The sequence below is a fragment of the Klebsiella sp. A-Nf5 genome, assembly GCF_002810545.1.
Classification (GTDB): Bacteria; Pseudomonadota; Gammaproteobacteria; order Enterobacterales; family Enterobacteriaceae; genus Klebsiella; species Klebsiella variicola.
Map to the genome: position 1 here is coordinate 36,774 of NZ_PIOG01000164.1, position 21,654 is coordinate 58,427.

Annotated in this window: 18 protein-coding genes; 11 read left to right on the top strand and 7 right to left on the bottom strand. The window is 55.8% G+C overall.

Translation table 11 applies throughout. The features are described from left to right. Positions 1 to 10: 10 nt before the first annotated feature. The 7 genes from CWM53_RS17515 to leuL form a co-directional block, all read right to left on the bottom strand. Positions 11 to 874, bottom strand: coding sequence for a shikimate dehydrogenase (locus tag CWM53_RS17515; protein WP_008807448.1), 864 nt, complete (start codon positions 872 to 874; stop codon positions 11 to 13). 11 nt (positions 875 to 885) lie between these two features. Beyond that, positions 886 to 2,919, bottom strand: a complete 2,034-nt coding sequence (locus tag CWM53_RS17520) for an FAD-dependent oxidoreductase (protein WP_074386870.1) — start codon at positions 2,917 to 2,919, stop codon at positions 886 to 888. A gap of 397 nt (positions 2,920 to 3,316) precedes the next feature. Next, complete coding sequence (gene leuD / locus CWM53_RS17525; protein ID WP_008807446.1) at positions 3,317 to 3,922, bottom strand: 3-isopropylmalate dehydratase small subunit; 606 nt, start codon at positions 3,920 to 3,922, stop codon at positions 3,317 to 3,319. Positions 3,923 to 3,932: 10 nt separating this feature from the next. After that, entirely contained in the window at positions 3,933 to 5,333 is a 1,401-nt protein-coding gene (gene leuC / locus CWM53_RS17530; RefSeq protein ID WP_061155772.1) for a 3-isopropylmalate dehydratase large subunit, read from the bottom strand. Positions 5,334 to 5,335: 2 nt separating this feature from the next. Beyond that, positions 5,336 to 6,427 carry a 3-isopropylmalate dehydrogenase gene (leuB, locus tag CWM53_RS17535; protein ID WP_008807444.1) on the bottom strand — a complete coding sequence of 364 codons (1,092 nt, stop codon included), beginning with the start codon at positions 6,425 to 6,427 and terminating at the stop codon, positions 5,336 to 5,338. Next, positions 6,427 to 7,998, bottom strand: coding sequence for a 2-isopropylmalate synthase (gene leuA / locus CWM53_RS17540; RefSeq protein ID WP_061155771.1), 1,572 nt, complete (start codon positions 7,996 to 7,998; stop codon positions 6,427 to 6,429). The genes leuB and leuA overlap by 1 nt, the downstream gene beginning before the upstream one ends. 95 nt (positions 7,999 to 8,093) lie before the next feature. Further along, the gene (gene leuL / locus CWM53_RS17545; protein ID WP_004222662.1) at positions 8,094 to 8,180 is read right to left on the bottom strand and encodes a leu operon leader peptide; all 87 of its coding nucleotides are present in this window, start codon (positions 8,178 to 8,180) and stop codon (positions 8,094 to 8,096) included. Positions 8,181 to 8,793: 613 nt separating this feature from the next. Between leuL and leuO the strand changes: the two genes are divergently transcribed. The 11 genes from leuO to mraY all read left to right on the top strand — a co-directional run bounded on the left by leuO (position 8,794) and on the right by mraY (position 21,653). Further along, entirely contained in the window at positions 8,794 to 9,762 is a 969-nt protein-coding gene (gene leuO / locus CWM53_RS17555) for a transcriptional regulator LeuO (protein WP_100729986.1), read from the top strand. A gap of 394 nt (positions 9,763 to 10,156) precedes the next feature. Beyond that, positions 10,157 to 11,881 carry an acetolactate synthase 3 large subunit gene (gene ilvI, locus CWM53_RS17565; protein ID WP_061155769.1) on the top strand — a complete coding sequence of 575 codons (1,725 nt, stop codon included), beginning with the start codon at positions 10,157 to 10,159 and terminating at the stop codon, positions 11,879 to 11,881. A 2-nt stretch (positions 11,882 to 11,883) separates the two neighbouring features. Beyond that, the gene (gene ilvN, locus CWM53_RS17570; RefSeq protein ID WP_002888536.1) at positions 11,884 to 12,375 is read left to right on the top strand and encodes an acetolactate synthase small subunit; all 492 of its coding nucleotides are present in this window, start codon (positions 11,884 to 11,886) and stop codon (positions 12,373 to 12,375) included. Between the two features lie 180 nt (positions 12,376 to 12,555). Beyond that, complete coding sequence (gene cra / locus CWM53_RS17575) at positions 12,556 to 13,560, top strand: catabolite repressor/activator (protein ID WP_004145952.1); 1,005 nt, start codon at positions 12,556 to 12,558, stop codon at positions 13,558 to 13,560. Between the two features lie 641 nt (positions 13,561 to 14,201). After that, positions 14,202 to 14,660, top strand: a complete 459-nt coding sequence (gene mraZ, locus CWM53_RS17585; protein WP_012542858.1) for a division/cell wall cluster transcriptional repressor MraZ — start codon at positions 14,202 to 14,204, stop codon at positions 14,658 to 14,660. Positions 14,661 to 14,662: 2 nt separating this feature from the next. Beyond that, the gene (gene rsmH / locus CWM53_RS17590) at positions 14,663 to 15,604 is read left to right on the top strand and encodes a 16S rRNA (cytosine(1402)-N(4))-methyltransferase RsmH (protein ID WP_061155768.1); all 942 of its coding nucleotides are present in this window, start codon (positions 14,663 to 14,665) and stop codon (positions 15,602 to 15,604) included. After that, the gene (gene ftsL, locus CWM53_RS17595; RefSeq protein ID WP_002888550.1) at positions 15,601 to 15,966 is read left to right on the top strand and encodes a cell division protein FtsL; all 366 of its coding nucleotides are present in this window, start codon (positions 15,601 to 15,603) and stop codon (positions 15,964 to 15,966) included. Before rsmH ends, ftsL begins: the two co-directional genes overlap by 4 nt. A gap of 15 nt (positions 15,967 to 15,981) precedes the next feature. Then, the gene (locus CWM53_RS17600) at positions 15,982 to 17,748 is read left to right on the top strand and encodes a peptidoglycan glycosyltransferase FtsI (protein WP_061155767.1); all 1,767 of its coding nucleotides are present in this window, start codon (positions 15,982 to 15,984) and stop codon (positions 17,746 to 17,748) included. Beyond that, positions 17,735 to 19,222, top strand: coding sequence for a UDP-N-acetylmuramoyl-L-alanyl-D-glutamate--2,6-diaminopimelate ligase (gene murE, locus CWM53_RS17605; protein WP_074386867.1), 1,488 nt, complete (start codon positions 17,735 to 17,737; stop codon positions 19,220 to 19,222). Before CWM53_RS17600 ends, murE begins: the two co-directional genes overlap by 14 nt. Further along, positions 19,219 to 20,577 carry a UDP-N-acetylmuramoyl-tripeptide--D-alanyl-D-alanine ligase gene (murF, locus tag CWM53_RS17610; RefSeq protein WP_100676343.1) on the top strand — a complete coding sequence of 453 codons (1,359 nt, stop codon included), beginning with the start codon at positions 19,219 to 19,221 and terminating at the stop codon, positions 20,575 to 20,577. The genes murE and murF overlap by 4 nt, the downstream gene beginning before the upstream one ends. Continuing rightward, positions 20,571 to 21,653, top strand: a complete 1,083-nt coding sequence (gene mraY, locus CWM53_RS17615) for a phospho-N-acetylmuramoyl-pentapeptide-transferase (RefSeq protein ID WP_008807434.1) — start codon at positions 20,571 to 20,573, stop codon at positions 21,651 to 21,653. Before murF ends, mraY begins: the two co-directional genes overlap by 7 nt. The last annotated feature ends 1 nt before the right edge of the window (position 21,654 follow it).

Consider the following 21,654-nt stretch of genomic DNA (forward strand, 5'->3'; position numbering starts at 1 on the left):
CATTCGCCTCTTAGAACAGAATGCTCTTGATGTAATCAACCGGCATCTGTTTACCCGTCCAGATTTCGAACGCGCGCGCGCCTTGCCACAGCATCATCCCCAGACCGTTCAGGGTGCGGCAGCCTTTTTTCTCCGCCACTTCCAGCAGGTGGGTTTTACGCGGGTTGTAGACGACGTCAGAAACGATCAGATCCGGGCGCAGGAAGCTGTCGTTCGGCAGCAGCATTTGGCCTTCGAACGGCTTCATGCCAACGCCGGTGGCATTGGTCAGGATCACGCTGCTGTCGATTTCGGCGCGCAGCTTGTCATGATCGTCGAGATCGAACAGATGGATCTCGCAGTTGGTGTTGTTGCGGATCTTAGCTACCGTTTCTTCGGCGTTGGCGAAGAATTTATCGCGGCGGTTAAAGATGGAGATTGCTTTCACGCCATCCAGTGCCGCCTGGACGCAGAGCGCGGTCGCCGCACCGCCGGCGCCGAGCACGGTCATCTTCTTGCCGATGATATCGATACCCGCTTCGCTAAGGGCGCGCATATAGCCGGTGCCGTCGGTGATATGCCCGGTCAGTACGCCATCGTCGTTGACCACGGTGTTGACCGCCCCGACCAGCTGCGCCGCCGGCGACAGTTTATCGAGATACTGGCAAATTTCGGTTTTGTTCGGCATAGAGACATTAAAGCCGCGCAGCTTCATTGCCCGGAAGCCCTGCACAACGTCTTTCAGCTCCTGATTACCGACTTCAAAAGCCAGATAAACATAGTCCAGCCCGAGATGGGCGAAAGCCTCGTTATGCATGGTGGGTGACATGCTGTGGCGAATCGGGGTGGCGATCAGGCCAATCAGCTCAGTGTGTCCAGTAATACGTTCTGCCATGACAAAAATCCTCAATAAGTTAGAAAGGGAATTCGTTGTGCTTCGCGGCTGCCCAGCGCACCCATGTCTTCCAGGGTATCCAGCACGTTGCGGCCTTCGCGGATGCCGTCGATAATGCGCCGCGCCATCAGGCTGTCGCCGATATTCATGATTTTGACGTTATTGGCATTGGCCCAGCGCTCGATCTCGTCGAGACCCGTCCGGTTGGCGCGCATCCCCAGGCAGACAAAGCCATAGTCAAAGGGGATATCGAAGGTTTGCTGTGTATTTTTCACCCGGAAATGGTCAGCAGCGACCGCCATCAGTTGGGTATTCATGTGCTGTTCGACCTGGTGCTCGTCGAGCATGGTCAACATGGCATTTTTGGTAATGATGTCGAGGTCGCGACCGGCGGCGTCCTGCATCTCGATTAATACCGCCTGTGCGCCGCGTGCCGTAAAGTATTCGATAACGTCGAGGCCAACGGCGCCTGCGCCGACGACGGCGATACGTTTACCCTCGATATTGGTAAATTTCGCCAGGTTGTCGATCATGCCGGTAATGGAAAAGACTTTGCCGTCCGCGGTATCAATGTTTTCCCGCAAGCCTTCAATGGGCGGCAGCAGCGGCGTTGAGCCGGTGGCGTTGACAATCAGATGCGGATGCAGGGCGGAAACTGAGGCCACGTCGGCACGTTTGCCGACCTGCAGCATCAGGTTGTCCAGCGAGGCGATGCGATTTTTCATAAACTGCGGGAAATCGGCGATGCGCTTTTTCTCTGGCAGACGTGAGATATCGCTGGCGAGACCGCCGACGTGGTTTTTCGCCTCCAGCAGCCAGGTATGGCAACCGACTTCCGCCGCGGTGCAGGCGGCTTCCATCCCGGCGGTGCCGGCGCCGATGACTACTACGTTCGTTTCGCGACTGACGCGGCGCATTTTGTAGGCATCGCCGTGGATGATGTCTGGGTTAATCGAACAGCGCAGCGGGCGCGAGCGGGCGATGCGATGGTCAGCGCAACCGATATTGCAGGAGATGCATTTGCGCATCAGGCGCTCTTTACCGCCTTGCACCTTCTGCACCCACTCCGGCTCGGCAATCAGGCCGCGGCCAATGGCAATAAGGTCGGCATCGCCGCTGGCGAGAATATCCTCGGCCACCTGTGGTGAGCGAATATTACCGGCGATGACCGTGGGCTTATGGAATTTATCGCGCACCGCGCGGGAAAGATAGCGCTTCCAGCCATCCTCCAGCGACATCTGGTCGATTTGCAGATTCAGGTTGTCATTCTGCGCCGCAGAGACGTTGATGATATCGACCTTATCCTGGCAGAGTTCAAGGATCCGCAGGGAATCTTCGAGGGTATTGCCACCTTTGAGGAAGTCATCGGCGCTGATGCGCAGGCTGACCGGAAAACGCGGCCCCACGCAGGCGCGCACTTTATCGATAATCAGACTTAATATCCGGGTACGGTTTTCGACGCTGCCGCCAAATTCATCGGTGCGTTTGTTAAATAACGGCGATAAAAACTGGCTAATTAAATAGGAATGACCGGCATGAATTTCGACGCTGTCAAAACCCGCACGACGAACGCGCTCCGCGGCATCACCAAATTTTTCAACGGCATGATAAATTTCCTCATGCGTCATCGGGCGCGGAATATTTCCGTTCTTTTTCGAGGGCGTCGAGGAGGAGGAGAGCGGCGTCTGACCGTCGAGGCGGTAGGCATAAGCGGAAGCGCCAGCATGATTTAACTGAATGGATACGCAGGCGCCATGTTTATGCAGGGTTTCGGTTAATTTAAACAGTCGCGGAATATATTGATCGTTATCGATGCGCAGCTGTGTGGTGCCATTGGAAGCGAAGGGAAAATCAATACAGATATTTTCGATGGTGATAAGTCCGGTGCCACCTTTAGCCCGCAGTTCGTAGTATTCAAGCTGTTCCTGCGAGACCTCGCCGTTGAGCGTGGCCATATTGGTGCCCATAGGGGGCATGATAATGCGGTTTTTAAGCGTCATGCCGTTGATGGTCAACGGACTGAAAAGGTGCGGGTAGTGGCTCATCTCTTCTCTCCACAGGAGGCCGGGAGGCCGATATGCGGGGGCCCGGGCGTGTCCTTAGTTAATATTTCTCTGTGGTAAAAGATAGCGAGGGGAAAAATCGAAAAATAATGCTTTTTTTTGTTCTGAGCTATAGGGGTTCTCTATGAGATTAACGCTTCCTTCACATTCTTATATTTTTATATTAAACACTCGTACCTTATTTTTACTTGCAGTGAAGGGATAATACATAAACAGCGCAGAGAAAGGGGAGGAAAGCGGAATGATTCGCCTTTATCTCTCAGTACAGGTCAGCGTAATGGTCTGGCGACCAGCGCGAGAATATTGTTTTTTGTGCGCGGGATCTCAATTTCCCGTCACGATAAAATAAAAAGCCCGGTCAAATGACCGGGCCCGAAGGTTAATTCATAAACGCCGGCAGCTTGCGTTCATAGTCGGAAATCGCCTCTCCGTGCTGCAGCGTCAGGCCGATGCTATCCAGGCCGTTGAGCATACAGTGGCGACGGAAGTCGTCGATCTTAAAGCTGTAGGTTTTATCCCCAGCTTTAACTACCTGCGCTTCCAGATCCACTTCAAACGTCATGCCCGGGTTGGCCTGCACCAGCTTGAACAGCTCGTCGACCTGCTCGTCGCTCAAGGTTACCGGCAGCAGCTGGTTATTGAAGCTGTTGCCGTAAAAGATATCGGCAAAGCTTGGCGCAATAACGACCTTAAAGCCGTAATCGGTCAACGCCCACGGCGCGTGCTCGCGCGAGGAGCCGCAGCCGAAGTTTTCACGTGCCAGCAGGATTGACGCCCCTTTGTATTGCGGGAAATTCAGCACAAAATCCGGGTTCGGCTGCTGGCCTTTATCGTCGAGAAAGCGCCAGTCGTTAAACAGGTGGGCGCCAAAGCCAGTGCGGGTCACTTTCTGCAAAAACTGCTTGGGAATAATCGCGTCGGTATCGACGTTTGCAGCATCCAGCGGAACCACCAGGCCGGTATGTTGGGTAAATTTCTCTGCCATGATGGTCTCCTTACTTCAGATTACGGATATCGGCGAAATGACCGGTAACAGCTGCCGCTGCGGCCATTGCCGGGCTCACCAGGTGCGTGCGTCCGCCGCGGCCCTGACGGCCTTCAAAATTACGGTTGCTGGTGGAGGCACAGCGCTCGCCCGGATTCAGGCGGTCATTGTTCATTGCCAGACACATCGAGCAACCCGGTAAGCGCCACTCAAAGCCGGCTTCGATGAAAATCTTATCCAGGCCTTCCGCTTCCGCCTGCGCTTTCACCGGACCGGAACCCGGCACCACCAGCGCCTGGACACCCGGCGCCACTTTACGCCCTTTAGCGATTTCCGCCGCGGCGCGTAAATCTTCGATTCGCGAGTTGGTGCAGGAGCCGATAAACACTTTATCGATAGCCACATCCGTCAGCGGGATCCCGGATTTCAGGCCCATGTAGGCCAGCGCTTTTTCGGCGCTGGCGCGTTCCACTGGATCGCTGAATGACGCCGGATCGGGGATATTATCCGTCACTGAGATCACCTGGCCCGGGTTGGTGCCCCAGGTCACCTGCGGGGCAATCTCTGCCGCCTGCAGCGTCACCACGGTATCAAACGTCGCGCCGTCGTCGGTTTTCAGGGTTTTCCAGTACGCGACGGCATCGTCAAAATCTTTGCCTTTCGGCGCGTGCAGACGGCCGCGTACATAATTGAAGGTGGTTTCGTCTGGCGCGACCAGGCCCGCTTTGGCACCCATCTCGATCGCCATGTTGCACAGGGTCATACGCCCTTCCATGCTCAGATCTCGGATCGCTTCGCCGCAGAACTCAACCACATGGCCGGTGCCGCCGGCGCTACCGGTTTTACCGATGATGGCCAGCACGATATCTTTGGCGGTAATGCCCGGCGCCGCTTTGCCTTGAACTTCGATTTTCATGGTCTTCGCGCGGCCCTGTTTCAGGGTCTGGGTCGCCAGCACATGCTCCACTTCGGAGGTGCCGATACCGAACGCCAGCGCCCCGAACGCGCCGTGGGTGGCGGTATGGGAGTCACCGCAAACAATGGTCATCCCTGGCAGGGTGACGCCCTGTTCCGGGCCCATGACGTGGACGATGCCCTGGTATGGGTGATTCAAGTCATACAGCTCAACGCCAAACTCTTTACAGTTCTTAATCAGCTCCTGCATCTGGATGCGGGCCATCTCGCCGGACGCGTTGATATCTTTGGTCTGCGTCGAGACGTTGTGATCCATGGTAGCGAAGGTTTTACCCGGCTGGCGCACCTGGCGGCCATGTGCGCGCAGGCCGTCAAACGCCTGCGGGGAGGTCACTTCGTGCACCAGATGGCGGTCAATGTACAGCAGCGGGGTTTCGTTCTGCGCCTCATACACTACGTGCGCATCAAATAATTTTTCGTATAACGTCTTCGCCATGATTACACCCCTTCTGCGACATAGCGGGCAATAATATCGCCCATTTCATCAGTACTGACCGCCGCCGTACCGCGCGCCAGGTCGCCGGTACGAACCCCTTCTTCTAAGGCACGGTTGATGGCGCTCTCAATGGCGGTCGCCGCTTCGTCAGCGTCGAGGCTGTAGCGCAGCAGCAGGGCCAGAGAGAGGATCTGCGCGATCGGGTTAGCGATATTTTTGCCGGCGATATCCGGTGCGGAACCGCCCGCCGGCTCATACAGGCCAAAACCTTGTTCGTTGAGGCTGGCGGATGGCAGCATACCCATCGAGCCGGTGATCATCGCGCACTCGTCGGAGAGGATGTCGCCAAACAGGTTGGAGCACAGCAGCACGTCGAACTGGGACGGATCTTTAATCAGTTGCATGGTGGCGTTATCGATATACATATGCGCCAACTCAACGTCCGGATACTCCTTGCCGATCTCGGTGACGATTTCGCGCCACAGAATGGACGACTGCAGGACGTTGGCCTTATCGATGGAGGTCACTTTGTGACGACGCTTACGAGCGGATTCAAAAGCGATGCGCGCGATACGTTCGATTTCAAAGCGGTGATACACCTCGGTATCAAAGGCTTTCTCATGCTGACCGCTGCCTTCGCGGCCTTTTGGCTGGCCGAAGTAGATGCCGCCGGTCAGTTCGCGAACGCAGAGAATGTCGAAGCCGTTGGCAGCGATGTCGGCGCGCAGCGGGCAGAACTCCTCCAACCCCTGATACAGTTTGGCCGGACGCAGGTTGCTGAACAGTTTGAAGTGCTTACGCAGCGGCAGCAGCGCACCGCGCTCTGGCTGCTCGGCGGGCGGCAGGTGTTCCCATTTCGGGCCGCCAACGGAGCCGAACAGGATCGCATCCGCCTGTTCGCATCCGGCGACGGTCGCCTGCGGCAGGGGAGTCCCCTGACGGTCAATAGCCGCCCCACCGACGTCATACTGGCTGGTGGTAATGTGCATGGCAAAACGTTGGCGCACGGCTTCCAGTACTTTCATCGCCTGGTTCATCACTTCCGGGCCAATGCCATCACCCGGCAAAACGGCAATATGGTAATTCTTCGACATTACACGGTTTCCTTATTGTTCTCTTTATTCTGAGCTTTGCGTTGCAATTCTTTTTCGACTTCGGCGGCGCGCCAGATGTTGTTCAGCACGTGAACCATGGCTTTTGCTGACGACTCAACGATATCTGTGGCCAGACCCACCCCGTGGAAGCGGCGGCCGTTGTAGTCAACGACGATATCCACCTGGCCCAGGGCATCTTTGCCGTGGCCTTTTGCACTTAAGCCATACTTCACTAATTCAATGTTGTAATTGGTGACGCGATTAATGGCCTGGTAGATGGCGTCGACCGGGCCATTGCCGTTGGCGGCTTCGGTTTTGATCTCATCCCCACAGACCAGCTTGATCGAGGCGGTCGCGATATCGCTGGAGCCGGACTGGACGTTGAAGTAATCCAGACGGAAATGCTCCGGCTCTTCCTGCTGCTTGTTGATAAACGCCAGCGCTTCCAGATCGTAATCGAAGACCTGGCCTTTTTTGTCCGCCAGCTTCAGGAAGGCGTCGTACAGATGATCCAGGTTGTAATCGCTCTCCTGGTAACCCATCTCTTCCATCCGGTGTTTCACCGCCGCGCGGCCGGAGCGGGAGGTCAGGTTCAGCTGTACCTGGTTCAGGCCGATGGATTCCGGGGTCATGATTTCGTAGTTTTCGCGGTTCTTCAGCACGCCGTCCTGGTGGATGCCGGAGGAGTGGGCGAAGGCGCCGGTGCCGACGATGGCTTTGTTGGCCGGGATCGGCATATTGCAGATTTGGCTGACGGTCTGGCTGGTGCGCCAGATTTCATGATGATTAATGTTGGTGTGCACGTTCATGATGTCTTTGCGCACTTTGATCGCCATGATGACCTCTTCCAGCGCGCAGTTACCGGCGCGTTCGCCGATACCGTTCATCGCGCCTTCTACCTGGCGTGCACCGGCGTGGACCGCGGCGAGGGCGTTACCGACGGCGATGCCCAGATCATCATGGGTGTGGACGGAAATAATCGCTTTGTCGATATTCGGCACGCGATCATACAGGCCGCTGATAATGTTGGCGTATTCGAACGGCATAGTGTAGCCGACGGTGTCCGGGATATTAATGGTGGTGGCGCCAGCGTTGATCGCCGCTTCGACGACGCGAGCCAGATCGGCAATCGGCGTACGGCCAGCGTCTTCACAGGAGAATTCGACATCGTCAGTGTAGTTGCGCGCCCGCTTCACCATATAGATCGCGCGCTCAATCACTTCATCCAGCGTGCTGCGCAGTTTGGTGGCGATATGCATCGGCGAGGTCGCAATAAAGGTATGGATGCGGAAAGCTTCAGCCACCTTTAAGGATTCCGCTGCTACATCAATATCTTTCTCAACGCAGCGCGCCAGAGCGCAAACACGGCTGTTTTTGATGGTGCGCGCGATACTTTGCACCGATTCAAAATCGCCCGGGGACGAGACCGGGAAACCGACTTCCATTACGTCGACCCCCATACGCTCAAGGGCCAGAGCGATCTGCAGCTTCTCTTTGACACTCAGGCTTGCCTGTAACGCTTGTTCGCCATCACGTAAGGTCGTATCGAAAATAATGACTTGCTGGCTCATGGTTTGGATCCTTAGTCTGTGTCCTGGCGCCTTGTTGACGAGCATAAAAAAACCCGCGCCAAGGCGCGGGTTTTATAGTCTTGCTGGAAGATGACTTAACGCTGAACGTCACCCAACAGCCTACCGCGCAAATGGCATGCGTTTAGTAGTAGTAGGCTGGTGATACGAGCGGTGCGAATCATTGCGTCAAACTCCAGATGAAATCGTTATGCTTTTAGAGTTACTGGATAGCCGTTTTAAAGTCAACCCCTGGCACGGAAAAAGCGTTATTGGCTCACGATGTGAATTAGCAAATTGTGCTGATGTAAGCCCTGTTTTGCCGAAGATCCTATTTTGGACAAAGGGAGGCGCGTCCTCATTTGTTTCATTTGAAAAAGTGCTTTGCATTCAACGCATCGCCCACGATGTGCCGTGAACGAGGCGGCAAAAAAAAGCTATCTGAATGAAAATATTATATTTATTTTCCTTGTGAATGTATTTGCTCATTAGCGGATTATTTTTCAATGATAAGTATTTGTTAATAATATGGTGTTAAAACTAAAATACTTTATTATTGCTTAAGTTACAGTTAACTATTGGTGTTGTTTTTATTTTTACGGATTATGGTTACACTCATCATCATTAAGTAACTGGTATGGTTTGAGCGGTTCATTTTCCTGGTAATCCCGCTTTTTCACTGCCACTCATAGCCTTGATATATTCCTAAAAATCTCCTTTGCTATTTTGCAAATGTCATTTGCATGATAAATGATATTTTCGACGCTAATTATAGTGGTTTAGTAAAGGGAATTCATCGTGACGGCGGAATTAGATATGTTAATTGAAACTCCAGAATATAAAACAGCCCCCGGACAGGAAGTCGTTAAACCTCAACTACGGATGGTTGATCTCAATCTGCTCACCGTTTTTGATGCGGTGATGCAAGAGCAGAATATTACCCGTGCCGCCCATATGCTCGGCATGTCGCAACCCGCGGTGAGCAATGCGGTTTCACGTCTGAAAGTGATGTTTAATGATGAGCTGTTTGTGCGCTATGGCCGCGGTATTCAGCCGACGGCGCGGGCCTATCAGCTTTTTGGTTCTGTGCGCCAGGCACTACAGCTGGTACAAAACGAATTGCCGGGCTCTGGTTTTGAACCGCTAAGCAGTGAGCGCGTTTTCAATCTGTGCGTCTGCAGCCCGCTGGATAACATCCTGACGTCGGTTATTTTTAATAAAGTTGCGGAGATCGCGCCCAATATTCATTTGGTCTTTAAATCCGCGCTGAATCAAAATACAGAACATCAGTTACGTTACCAGGAAACGGAATTTGTGATCGGTTATGAAGAGTTCCGTCGCCCTGAGTTTGCCTGCGTCCCGTTATTCAAAGACGAAATGGTTTTGGTGGCCAGTCGCAACCACCCCCGTATTTCCGGGCCGGTGATGGAGGCGGATATTTATCGTGAGGAGCATGCTACGGTGGCTCTCGATCGGTATGCCTCATTCAGTTTACCGTGGTATGACACCGCCGATAAGCAGGCGCGTATCGCCTATCAGGGTAATGCGATGGTCAGCGTATTAAACGTGGTATCGCAAACCCAGATGGTGGCCATTGCGCCACGCTGGTTGGCCAATGAGTTTGCCGATAAATTAGCACTGCAAATATTACCCTTACCGTTGAAGGTCAACAGCCGGACCTGCTATCTCTCGTGGCATGAAGCGGCTGGCCGCGATAAAGGCCATCAGTGGATGGAAGAGCTGCTGGTGGATATTTGCAAGCGCTGAGTCGATGGCAACGAGGATGAAAGGAGCTTCGGCTCCTTTTTTTATATGATATAAATTCGATAACGCAGAATTTTGTTCTGTTTGGCCTGTGCGAGGCGCTCGTCGGGTTCGTGAAAAATGGATCAATTCCTGCTATCACGCCTTTTCTCCGAGTATTTACCATTCCCTTTTCTTATCTCTGAAGCAATCCACCATATTTTCACCTCTCCGCTTTCTTTTCTTCTTATTACGGGGGGAACACATCCCCTGCGGCGAATTGCCTGCCTGCTGGCGAGCAGTTATGGTAGTGGCATGCAGTCCATTCACCTCAGTGCGGAGGGTCTCTCCTCCGCATCGTGCGAGCGCGCGGAAATTGAGTTCCGCTGTCGTAAAACAATAAGCCTGGAGGCAAACCATGGAGATGTTGTCAGGAGCCGAGATGGTCGTCCAATCGCTTGTCGATCAGGGCGTCAAGCAAGTATTCGGCTATCCCGGAGGCGCAGTCCTCGATATCTACGATGCGTTACATACCCTTGGCGGTATCGATCATGTGCTGGTTCGCCACGAGCAGGCGGCAGTGCATATGGCGGATGGTCTGGCGCGGGCGACCGGCGAGGTTGGCGTCGTGCTGGTCACCTCAGGACCAGGGGCCACGAACGCCATCACCGGCATCGCGACGGCCTATATGGATTCCATTCCGCTGGTGATCCTCTCCGGGCAGGTGGCAACATCGCTTATCGGTTACGATGCCTTCCAGGAGTGCGACATGGTGGGAATTTCCCGTCCGGTGGTGAAGCACAGTTTCCTGGTGAAGCAGACGGAAGATATTCCCGGTGTCCTGAAGAAAGCCTTCTGGCTGGCGGCCAGCGGTCGCCCCGGACCGGTGGTGGTCGATCTGCCGAAAGATATTCTCAATCCGGCGAAAAAGCTGCCGTACGCCTGGCCGGACGCGGTGAGTATGCGTTCGTATAACCCGACTACCAGCGGCCATAAGGGACAGATTAAACGCGCCTTGCAGACCCTGGCGGCGGCGAGTAAGCCGGTTGTTTACGTCGGCGGCGGGGCGATCAATGCGCATTGCGAACCCCAGCTGCGTGAGCTGGTGGAAAAGCTGAAGCTGCCGGTTGCTTCCTCCCTGATGGGGCTTGGCGCTTTCCCGGCGACGCACTCGCAGGCGCTGGGGATGCTGGGTATGCACGGCACCTATGAAGCCAACATGACCATGCACCATTCGGACGTCATTTTCGCCGTCGGCGTCCGCTTTGACGATCGGACCACCAACAATCTGGCCAAGTACTGTCCGAACGCGACAGTGCTGCATATTGATATCGATCCGACCTCGATCTCGAAAACCGTGCCGGCAGATGTGCCGATCGTCGGTGATGCCCGGCTGGTACTGGAGCAGATGCTGGAGCTACTGGACCAGGAAGAGACGCAGCAGCCGCTGGACGACATTCGCGACTGGTGGCAACAGATCGAGCAGTGGCGTGCCCGCCATTGTCTGCGCTACGACGACCAGAGCGATAAAATCAAACCGCAGGCGGTGATTGAAACTATCTGGCGGCTGACCCAGGGCGATGCCTACGTCACTTCCGATGTGGGCCAGCACCAGATGTTCGCCGCCCTTTATTACCCCTTCGACAAGCCGCGGCGCTGGATTAACTCCGGTGGCCTCGGCACCATGGGCTTTGGCTTACCGGCTGCGCTGGGGGTCAAAATGGCTCTGCCGGACGAAATGGTGGTCTGCGTGACCGGTGACGGCAGTATCCAGATGAACATTCAGGAACTCTCTACTGCGCTGCAGTATGAGTTGCCGGTACTGGTGCTCAACCTTAACAACCGCTATCTCGGGATGGTGAAGCAGTGGCAGGATATGCTCTATTCCGGACGCCATTCGCAGTCCTATATGGAGTCGCTGCCGGACTTTGTGCGTCTGGCGGAAGCCTATGGTCACGTCGGGATCCGCATTAGCGAGCCGCAGGAGCTGGAGTCAAAGCTTGCTGAAGCGCTGGAGCAGGTGCGCCAGCGCCGGCTGGTGTTTGTCGATGTCACCGTCGACGGCAGTGAGCATGTGTACCCCATGCAGATCCGCGGCGGCGGCATGGATGAGATGTGGTTGAGCAAAACGGAGAGGACCTGATTATGCGCCGGATATTATCGGTATTACTGGAAAACGAATCGGGCGCATTGTCCCGCGTTATCGGCCTCTTTTCCCAGCGCGGCTATAATATAGAAAGCCTGACTGTGGCGCCGACGGACGACCCTACGCTCTCCAGAATGACCATCCAGACCGTGGGCGATGAAAAAGCGATCGAGCAGATTGAAAAGCAGCTGCACAAGCTGGTGGATGTGCTGCGGGTCAGCGAGCTGGGGCAGGGGGCCCATGTCGAACGCGAAATCATGCTGGTGAAGGTACAGGCCAGCGGTTATGGCCGTGAAGAAGTGAAGCGCAACACCGAAATCTTTCGTGGGCAGATTATCGATGTGACGCCTTCTATCTATACCGTTCAGCTCGCCGGGACCAGCGATAAGCTTGATGCTTTCCTGGCCTCGCTGCGTGATGTCGCTCGGATCGTGGAAGTCGCTCGCTCCGGTGTGGTCGGCCTGTCTCGCGGTGATAAAATCATGCGCTGAGGATCGGGAACTGATGCAAAAATAGCCCGGCAGCGACTGTCGGGCTTTTTTTTTGCGAAATCAGTAGGAACTGTAAGCGAAAGCGGTTGCTGCGCTAACTATTCTGCGCTTAGATGTTATAAAAAGGGTTCCATACCTGAATAATGGTTATGTTTGGCACTTCTTACCCAAGGGGCAATTGTGAAACTGGATGAAATCGCCCGGCTGGCCGGTGTTTCAAGAACCACCGCGAGCTATGTGATTAATGGCAAAGCGAAGCAGTACCGCGTAAGTGACAAAACGGTCGAGAAAGTGATGGCTGTGGTGCGAGAGCACAACTATCATCCGAATGCGGTCGCTGCTGGCCTGCGTGCAGGACGCACACGATCTATCGGTCTGGTGATCCCGGATCTGGAAAATACCAGCTATACCCGCATTGCAAATTATCTGGAACGTCAGGCGCGTCAGCGCGGCTATCAGCTGCTGATTGCCTGCTCTGAGGATCAACCCGATAACGAGATGCGCTGCATTGAGCATCTGCTGCAGCGCCAGGTTGACGCTATTATCGTCTCCACCTCGCTGCCACCAGAGCACCCTTTCTATCAACGCTGGGCTAACGATCCTTTTCCTATTGTCGCGCTTGACCGCGCCCTTGACCGCGAGCATTTCACCAGTGTGGTCGGCGCTGATCAGGATGACGCTGAAATGCTCGCTGCCGAGCTGCGGACCTTCCCTGGCGAAACGGTACTTTATCTCGGCGCGCTGCCGGAACTGTCGGTGAGCTTCCTGCGCGAGCAGGGCTTCCGCAAAGCCTGGCAGGACGATCCGCGTGAGGTGCATTATCTCTATGCCAACAGCTATGAGCGCGAAGCGGCGGCTCAGCTATTTGAGAAATGGCTTGAAACCCATCCGATGCCCCAGGCGCTGTTTACCACCTCTTTCCCGTTGCTGCAGGGAGTGATGGATGTGACGCTGCGCCGCGAGGGCAAACTGCCCTCTGAGCTGGCGATCGCCACCTTCGGCGATAATGAGCTGCTCGATTTTCTGCAGTGCCCGGTGCTGGCGGTGGCTCAGCGCCATCGCGATGTCGCTGAGCGGGTGCTGGAGATCGTCCTTGCCAGCCTCGATGAACCGCGCAAGCCAAAGCCGGGCCTGAGCCGTATTCGCCGTAATCTTTACCGTCGCGGTAGCCTGAATCGCCGTTAAGGGCGCTACATCGCCAGCGTCCAGGATTATTCCTGGCGGGCCTGCCGGAAAGCAGGCCTTTGGCGATTAATCAGGCAACTGACGTTAAAAATGCAAAACTGAATATATTTCAGACAAATCCCTAAACTTCTTTACGCGTTATTTTGTTTTATTCGCTGGCAGTCATTTTTGTTACTCAAAACGGGACACAAAAAATGATTAAGCGGGCTTTAATTGTATTATTTTGTTACATTCACCGGGTTAATTGCTGAATTAACACCCATTTTGTTCGCCCCGACCTTTCTCTCCTGCCTTATCCCGCGCCTGGTCCGCCCTTCAGACAGCAACAGGTACTGTTAACGGCCGGCATAATGGCCTAAAATGCCGCTCGCGTCGCAAACTGACACTTTATATTTTCCCGCCGAAGATATTTTGTTGTTTATAACTGTTACGAGTTTGTTGGTTATTTTCTTACACGTATTCATAACGTTAATTTGCCTCGCCTGTTGATGAATTTTTCATCAGGGCTAATGTCGGCTGTAAATAATGGGTTTTTGAGCTCTGTTGGCATCCGTGCTGGCTTGACAAGCTTTTCCTCCGCTCCGTAAACTCCTTCTGGTGGGAATTTGTGGGATAAAGTGGCGAAAAGGGGTGAGGCTGGCATGTTCCGTGGAGCAACGTTGGTCAATCTCGACAGCAAAGGCCGCCTGGCCGTGCCAACGCGTTATCGCGATGGGCTGATCGAGGACGCTGCCGGTCAATTGGTGTGCACCATTGACATTCATCACCCGTGCCTGCTGCTTTATCCATTGCCTGAATGGGAAATCATCGAGCAGAAATTGTCGCGTTTATCGAGCATGAATCCCGTTGAGCGGCGCGTGCAGCGTCTGCTTCTGGGTCATGCCAGCGAATGTCAGATGGATAATGCCGGACGATTGCTCATCGCGCCGGTGTTACGGCAGCATGCCGGGCTGACAAAAGAAGTGATGCTGGTCGGGCAGTTTAATAAGTTTGAACTGTGGGATGAAACGACCTGGTATCAACGGGTCAAGGAAGATATCGACGCTGAGCAGTCCGCGACCGGTGAACTGTCGGAGCGCCTGCAGGATTTGTCCTTATAAAAATGATGGAAAATTTTAAACACACTACGGTACTTCTGGATGAAGCCGTCAATGGCCTCAATATTCGTCCAGACGGTATCTATATTGATGGTACCTTTGGCCGCGGCGGTCACTCGCGCCTGATCCTCTCCCAGCTGGGAGCGGAAGGACGTTTGCTGGCAATCGATCGCGATCCACAGGCGATTGCCGTCGCAAAAACCATCGATGATCCCCGCTTTTCCATCGTACATGGTCCTTTTTCACAGCTCGCTGACTACGTCGACGAGCGCAATCTTACCGGTAAGATCGACGGCATTCTGCTCGATCTTGGCGTTTCCTCTCCGCAGTTGGATGATGCGGAACGCGGCTTTTCTTTTATGCGCGACGGTCCGCTGGACATGCGCATGGATCCGACGCGCGGTCAGTCTGCGGCCGAATGGCTACAAACCGCCGAGGAGGCGGATATTGCCTGGGTGATTAAAACCTTTGGCGAAGAGCGGTTTGGCAAACGTATCGCCCGCGCGATCGTGGAGCGTAATCGTATTGAACCGATGACCCGCACCAAAGAGCTGGCGGAGGTCATCGCCGCCGCGATGCCGGTAAAAGATAAGCACAAACATCCCGCGACCCGTACCTTCCAGGCGGTGCGCATTTGGGTAAACAGTGAACTGGAGGAGATAGAGCAGGCGCTAAAAAGCTCGCTCAGCGTGCTGGCCCCGGGTGGACGGCTGTCGATCATTAGTTTTCATTCGCTGGAAGATCGCATTGTGAAACGCTTTATGCGTGAACAAAGCCGCGGTCCGCAGGTTCCGGCGGGAATACCGATGACCGAAGCGCAGCTCAAAAAACTGGGCGGCCGTGAGTTACGAGCACTAGGCAAGTTGATGCCGGGCGAAGAAGAGGTGGCAGAGAATCCACGTGCCCGTAGTTCAGTGCTGCGTATCGCAGAGAGGACGAACGCATGATCGGCAGAGTGACAGAGGCCTTAAGCAAGGTTAAAGGGTCGATTGGAAGCAACGAGCGCCATGCTTTGCCTGGCGTGATCGGGGACGACCTTCTGCGGTTTGGGAAACTGCCACTCTGCCTGTTCATTTGCATCATTATTACGGCGATTACCGTGGTCACCACCGCGCACCATACGCGCCTGTTGACCGCGCAGCGTGAACAACTGGTTCTGGAACGCGACGCCCTGGATATTGAGTGGCGCAACCTGATCCTCGAAGAGAACGCACTCGGCGATCACAGTCGGGTTGAGCGGATCGCGACCGAGAAGTTGCAGATGCAGCACGTCGATCCATCACAAGAAAATATCGTTGTACAGAAATAAGGATTATTGCGACGGATGAAAGCAGCGCCAAAAACGCCAAAAGCAAAGCGTCAGGAAGAACAGGCCAACTTTATCAGTTGGCGTTTTGCGTTGCTGTGCGGCTGTATTCTGCTGGCGTTGACTTTCCTGCTGGGGCGTGTCGCCTGGCTACAGGTGGTCAGCCCCGATATGCTGGTGCGTCAGGGCGATATGCGCTCGTTGCGCGTACAGGAAGTGTCTACCGCGCGCGGGATGATTACCGACCGCTCCGGGCGGCCGCTGGCGGTCAGCGTGCCGGTGAAGGCTATCTGGGCCGATCCGAAGGAACTCCATGATGCCGGCGGGGTCACCCTGGATACGCGCTGGAAGGCGCTGGCGGATGCCCTCAATATGCCGCTGGATCAGCTGGCAACGCGCATCAACACCAATCCGCGGATGCGTTTTATCTATCTGGCGCGTCAGGTTAACCCTGACATGGCCGACTACATCAAAAAGCTGAAGCTGCCAGGCATTCATCTGCGCGAAGAGTCCCGTCGTTACTATCCTTCCGGAGAAGTAACCGCTCACCTCATTGGCTTCACTAACGTCGACAGCCAGGGGATTGAAGGGGTCGAAAAAAGCTTTGATAAATGGCTCACTGGTCAGCCGGGCGAACGTATCGTGCGTAAAGACCGCTATGGCCGTGTGATTGAAGACATCTCTTCTACCGACAGCCAGGCGGCACACAACCTGGCGCTGAGTATCGACGAACGCCTGCAGGCGCTGGTTTATCGCGAGCTGAACAACGCCGTGGCCTTTAACAAAGCGGAGTCAGGTACTGCCGTTCTGGTCGACGTTAACACCGGCGAAGTGTTGGCGATGGCCAACAGCCCATCGTACAACCCGAATAATTTCGCGGGCACCTCCAAAGATACCATGCGTAACCGCGCCATTACCGACGTGTTCGAACCGGGTTCAACGGTGAAACCGATGGTGGTGATGACAGCGCTTCAGCGCGGCATCGTTAACGAAAATACGGTGCTGAATACCATTCCCTATCGAATTAACGGCCACGAAATCAAAGACGTGGCGCGCTACAGCGAATTGACCCTGACCGGGGTGCTACAGAAGTCGAGTAACGTCGGTGTTTCTAAGCTGGCGTTAGCGATGCCGTCCTCAGCGTTAGTAGATACTTACTCACGTTTTGGGCTTGGAAAGGCGACCAATTTGGGGTTGGTCGGAGAACGCAGTGGCTTATATCCTCAAAAACAACGGTGGTCTGACATAGAGAGGGCCACCTTTTCTTTCGGCTATGGGCTAATGGTAACCCCGTTACAGTTAGCGCGAGTCTACGCAACGATTGGCAGCTATGGCATCTATCGCCCGCTGTCGATTACCAAGGTTGATCCACCGGTTCCGGGCGAGCGCGTCTTCCCGGATTCACTCGTTCGTACCGTCGTTCATATGATGGAAAGCGTGGCGCTGCCCGGCGGCGGCGGCGTGAAAGCGGCGATCAAAGGCTATCGCATCGCGATTAAAACCGGTACGGCGAAAAAAGTGGGGCCGGATGGCCGCTATATCAACAAATATATTGCTTACACCGCAGGCGTTGCGCCCGCCAGCCATCCGCGCTTCGCGCTGGTGGTGGTGATCAACGACCCGCAGGCAGGTAAATACTACGGTGGCGCCGTTTCCGCGCCGGTGTTCGGTGCCATCATGGGCGGCGTATTGCGCACCATGAACATCGAGCCGGATGCGCTGGCAACGGGCGAAAAAAGTGAATTTGTAATTAATCAAGGCGAGGGAACAGGTGGCAGATCGTAATTTGCGCGACCTACTCGCTCCGTGGGTGCCAAACGCACCGGAGCGCATTCTGCGAGAGATGACGCTGGACAGCCGGGTGGCTGCTTCCGGCGATCTCTTTATCGCGGTACAGGGTCATCAGGCGGACGGGCGTCGTTATATCCCGCAGGCGATAGCGCAAGGTGTGGCTGCCATTATTGCTGAAGCGCAGGGCGAGGCTGAAGACGGTGAGATCCGTGAAATGCACGGCGTGCCGGTTATCTACCTGAGCCAGCTTAACGAACGTCTATCGGCGCTGGCCGGGCGTTTTTATCACCAGCCATCGCAACAGCTGCGTCTGGTGGGCGTCACCGGTACTAACGGTAAAACGACCACCACCCAACTGCTGGCGCAGTGGGCGAAACTGCTCGGCGAAACCAGCGCAGTGATGGGTACCGTTGGCAACGGCCTGCTGGATAAAGTCGTGCCGACCGAAAATACCACCGGTTCTGCGGTAGACGTTCAGCATGTGCTCTCCAGTCTGGTCGAGCAGGGGGCAACCTTCGGCGCGATGGAAGTCTCTTCCCACGGTCTGGTGCAACACCGCGTGGCGGCGCTGCAGTTTGCCGCCTCGGTGTTTACCAATCTGAGCCGCGACCACCTCGACTACCATGGCGACATGGAGCACTACGAAGCGGCGAAATGGCTGCTGTACTCGACCCATCATTGCGGTCAGGCCATCGTCAATGCTGACGATGAAGTCGGGCGTCGCTGGCTGGCGAAACTGCCGGATGCGGTGGCGGTGTCGATGGAAGATCATATCAATCCGAACTGCCACGGCCGCTGGCTGAAGGCCACCGGGGTTAACTATCACGACAGCGGCGCGACCATCCAGTTTGACTCCAGCTGGGGTAAGGGTGAAATCGAAAGCCGCCTGATGGGCGCCTTTAACGTCAGCAACCTGCTGCTGGCGCTGGCCACGCTGCTGGCGCTGGGCTATCCGCTGGCCGATTTGCTGAAAACCGCAGCGCGTTTACAGCCAGTATGTGGCCGTATGGAAGTGTTCAGCGCGCCGGGTAAACCGGCCGTGGTGGTGGATTATGCCCATACCCCTGACGCGCTGGAAAAAGCGCTGCAGGCCGCGCGCCTGCACTGCAGCGGCAAGCTGTGGTGCGTTTTCGGCTGTGGCGGCGACCGTGATAAAGGCAAGCGTCCGCTGATGGGCGCTATCGCTGAAGAATTTGCCGACATCGTGGTGGTCACTGATGACAACCCGCGTACTGAAGAGCCGCGGGCGATTATCAACGATATTCTGGCCGGGATGCTCGATGCGGGTCATGCGAAGGTGATGGAAGGCCGCGCGGAAGCGGTCACTAACGCTGTGATGCAGGCGAAAGAGAACGACGTGGTGCTGGTGGCGGGTAAAGGCCATGAAGATTACCAGATCGTCGGCAATCGCCGTCTGGATTATTCCGACCGCGTGACCGTCGCGCGTCTGCTGGGAGCGGTAGCATGATTCGCTTTACGTTAAGCCAGCTCGCCGCGATCACCCATGGCGAACGGCAGGGTAGCGACATCGCTATCGACGAGGTGACCTCCGATACCCGTAAAGTGACGGCGGGCTGCCTGTTTGTGGCGCTGAAAGGCGAGCGTTTCGACGCTCATGATTTTGCCGAACAGGCGAAAGCCGCTGGCGCTGGCGCACTGCTGGTGAGTCGTCCGCTGGCCTGCGATCTCCCGCAGGTGATAGTGAAAGATACCCGCCAGGCTTTCGGTGAGTTAGCCGCTTGGGTGCGTCAGCAGGTACCGACCCGGGTCGTCGCCCTGACCGGCTCGTCAGGTAAAACCTCGGTCAAAGAGATGACCGCGGCGATTCTTAGCCAGTGCGGCAACACGCTGTATACCGCCGGCAACCTGAACAACGATATCGGCGTACCGATGACCCTGCTGCGTCTGACCAAAGAGCATCAGTACGCGGTGATCGAACTCGGCGCCAACCACCAGGGCGAAATCGCCTGGACCGTCAGCCTGACGCGTCCGGAAGCGGCGCTGGTCAACAACCTCGCTGCGGCGCACCTTGAAGGCTTCGGCTCGCTGGCAGGCGTGGCGAAGGCGAAGGGCGAAATCTATACCGGTCTGCCGGAAAATGGCATCGCTATTCTCAATGCCGACAATAACGACTGGCTGAACTGGCAGACGGTGATTGGCGATCGCAAAGTGTGGCGCTTCTCACCGAATGCGGCCAACAGCGACTTCACGGCGACCAACGTGCAGATCACCAGCCACGGTACCGAATTTACGCTGCAGACCCCAGCCGGCAACGTTGACGTACTGCTGCCGTTGCCGGGACGCCATAACATCGCTAACGCGCTGGCGGCGACCTCGCTGGCGATGGCGGTAGGCGCCGATCTGGCGGCGGTAAAAGCCGGTCTGGCGCAGTTGCAGGCCGTTCCGGGGCGTCTGTTCCCGATCCGGCTGACGGAGAGCCAGCTGCTGCTGGATGACTCCTACAACGCCAACGTTGGTTCGATGACCGCGGCGGTGCAGGTACTGTCAGAGATGCCCGGCTTCCGGGCGATGGTGGTCGGCGATATGGCGGAGCTTGGCGCGGAAAGCGCGGCCTGCCATCGCGAAGTCGGCGAGGCAGCGAAAGCGGCAGGGCTGGATTGCGTTCTCAGCGTCGGCACCTTGAGCGCGGATATCAGCCGCGCCAGCGGCGTGGGCAAACATTTTAATGATAAAGCCGCAGTAGTGGCTCGCCTGCGCGAGCTGCTGGCGGAGCACAAGATAATGACCATTTTAGTGAAGGGTTCACGTAGTGCCGCCATGGAAGAGGTAGTACGCGCATTACAGGAGACTGGGACATGTTAGTATGGCTGGCCGAACATTTGGTCAAATATTATTCCGGCTTTAACGTCTTTTCTTATCTGACGTTTCGCGCCATTGTCAGCCTGCTGACCGCGCTGTTCATCTCATTGTGGATGGGCCCGCGCATGATCGCCCGTCTGCAAAAACTCTCCTTCGGCCAGGTCGTACGTAACGACGGTCCGGAGTCCCACTTCAGCAAACGCGGCACGCCGACCATGGGGGGGATCATGATCCTCACTGCGATCACCGTCTCCGTTCTGCTGTGGGCTTACCCCTCCAACCCGTACGTCTGGTGCGTACTGACGGTATTAATCGGCTACGGGATCATCGGCTTTGTTGATGATTACCGTAAAGTCGTGCGCAAAGATACCAAAGGCCTGATCGCCCGCTGGAAATATTTCTGGATGTCGGTGATTGCGCTGGGCGTGGCGTTCGCGCTCTATCTGGCGGGGAAAGACACCCCGGCGACCGAGCTGGTAGTGCCATTCTTTAAAGATGTGATGCCGCAGCTGGGCCTGCTCTATATCCTGCTGGCTTACTTCGTTATCGTCGGTACCGGCAACGCCGTCAACCTGACCGACGGCCTCGACGGCCTGGCGATTATGCCGACCGTCTTCGTTGCGGCCGGCTTCGCGCTGGTGGCATGGGCCACCGGCAACATGAACTTCGCCAACTACCTGCACATTCCCTATCTGCGCCATGCCGGCGAGCTGGTGATCGTCTGTACGGCGATTGTCGGCGCGGGTCTGGGCTTTCTGTGGTTTAACACCTATCCGGCGCAGGTCTTTATGGGCGACGTCGGTTCGCTGGCGCTCGGCGGCGCGCTGGGCATTATCGCCGTGCTGCTGCGTCAGGAATTCCTGCTGGTGATTATGGGCGGCGTTTTCGTCGTGGAGACTCTGTCGGTGATCCTGCAGGTTGGCTCCTTTAAGCTGCGCGGTCAGCGCATCTTCCGTATGGCGCCGATTCACCATCACTATGAACTGAAGGGCTGGCCGGAGCCGCGCGTTATCGTGCGCTTCTGGATTATTTCGCTGATGCTGGTGCTGATTGGCCTGGCGACGCTGAAGGTACGTTAAT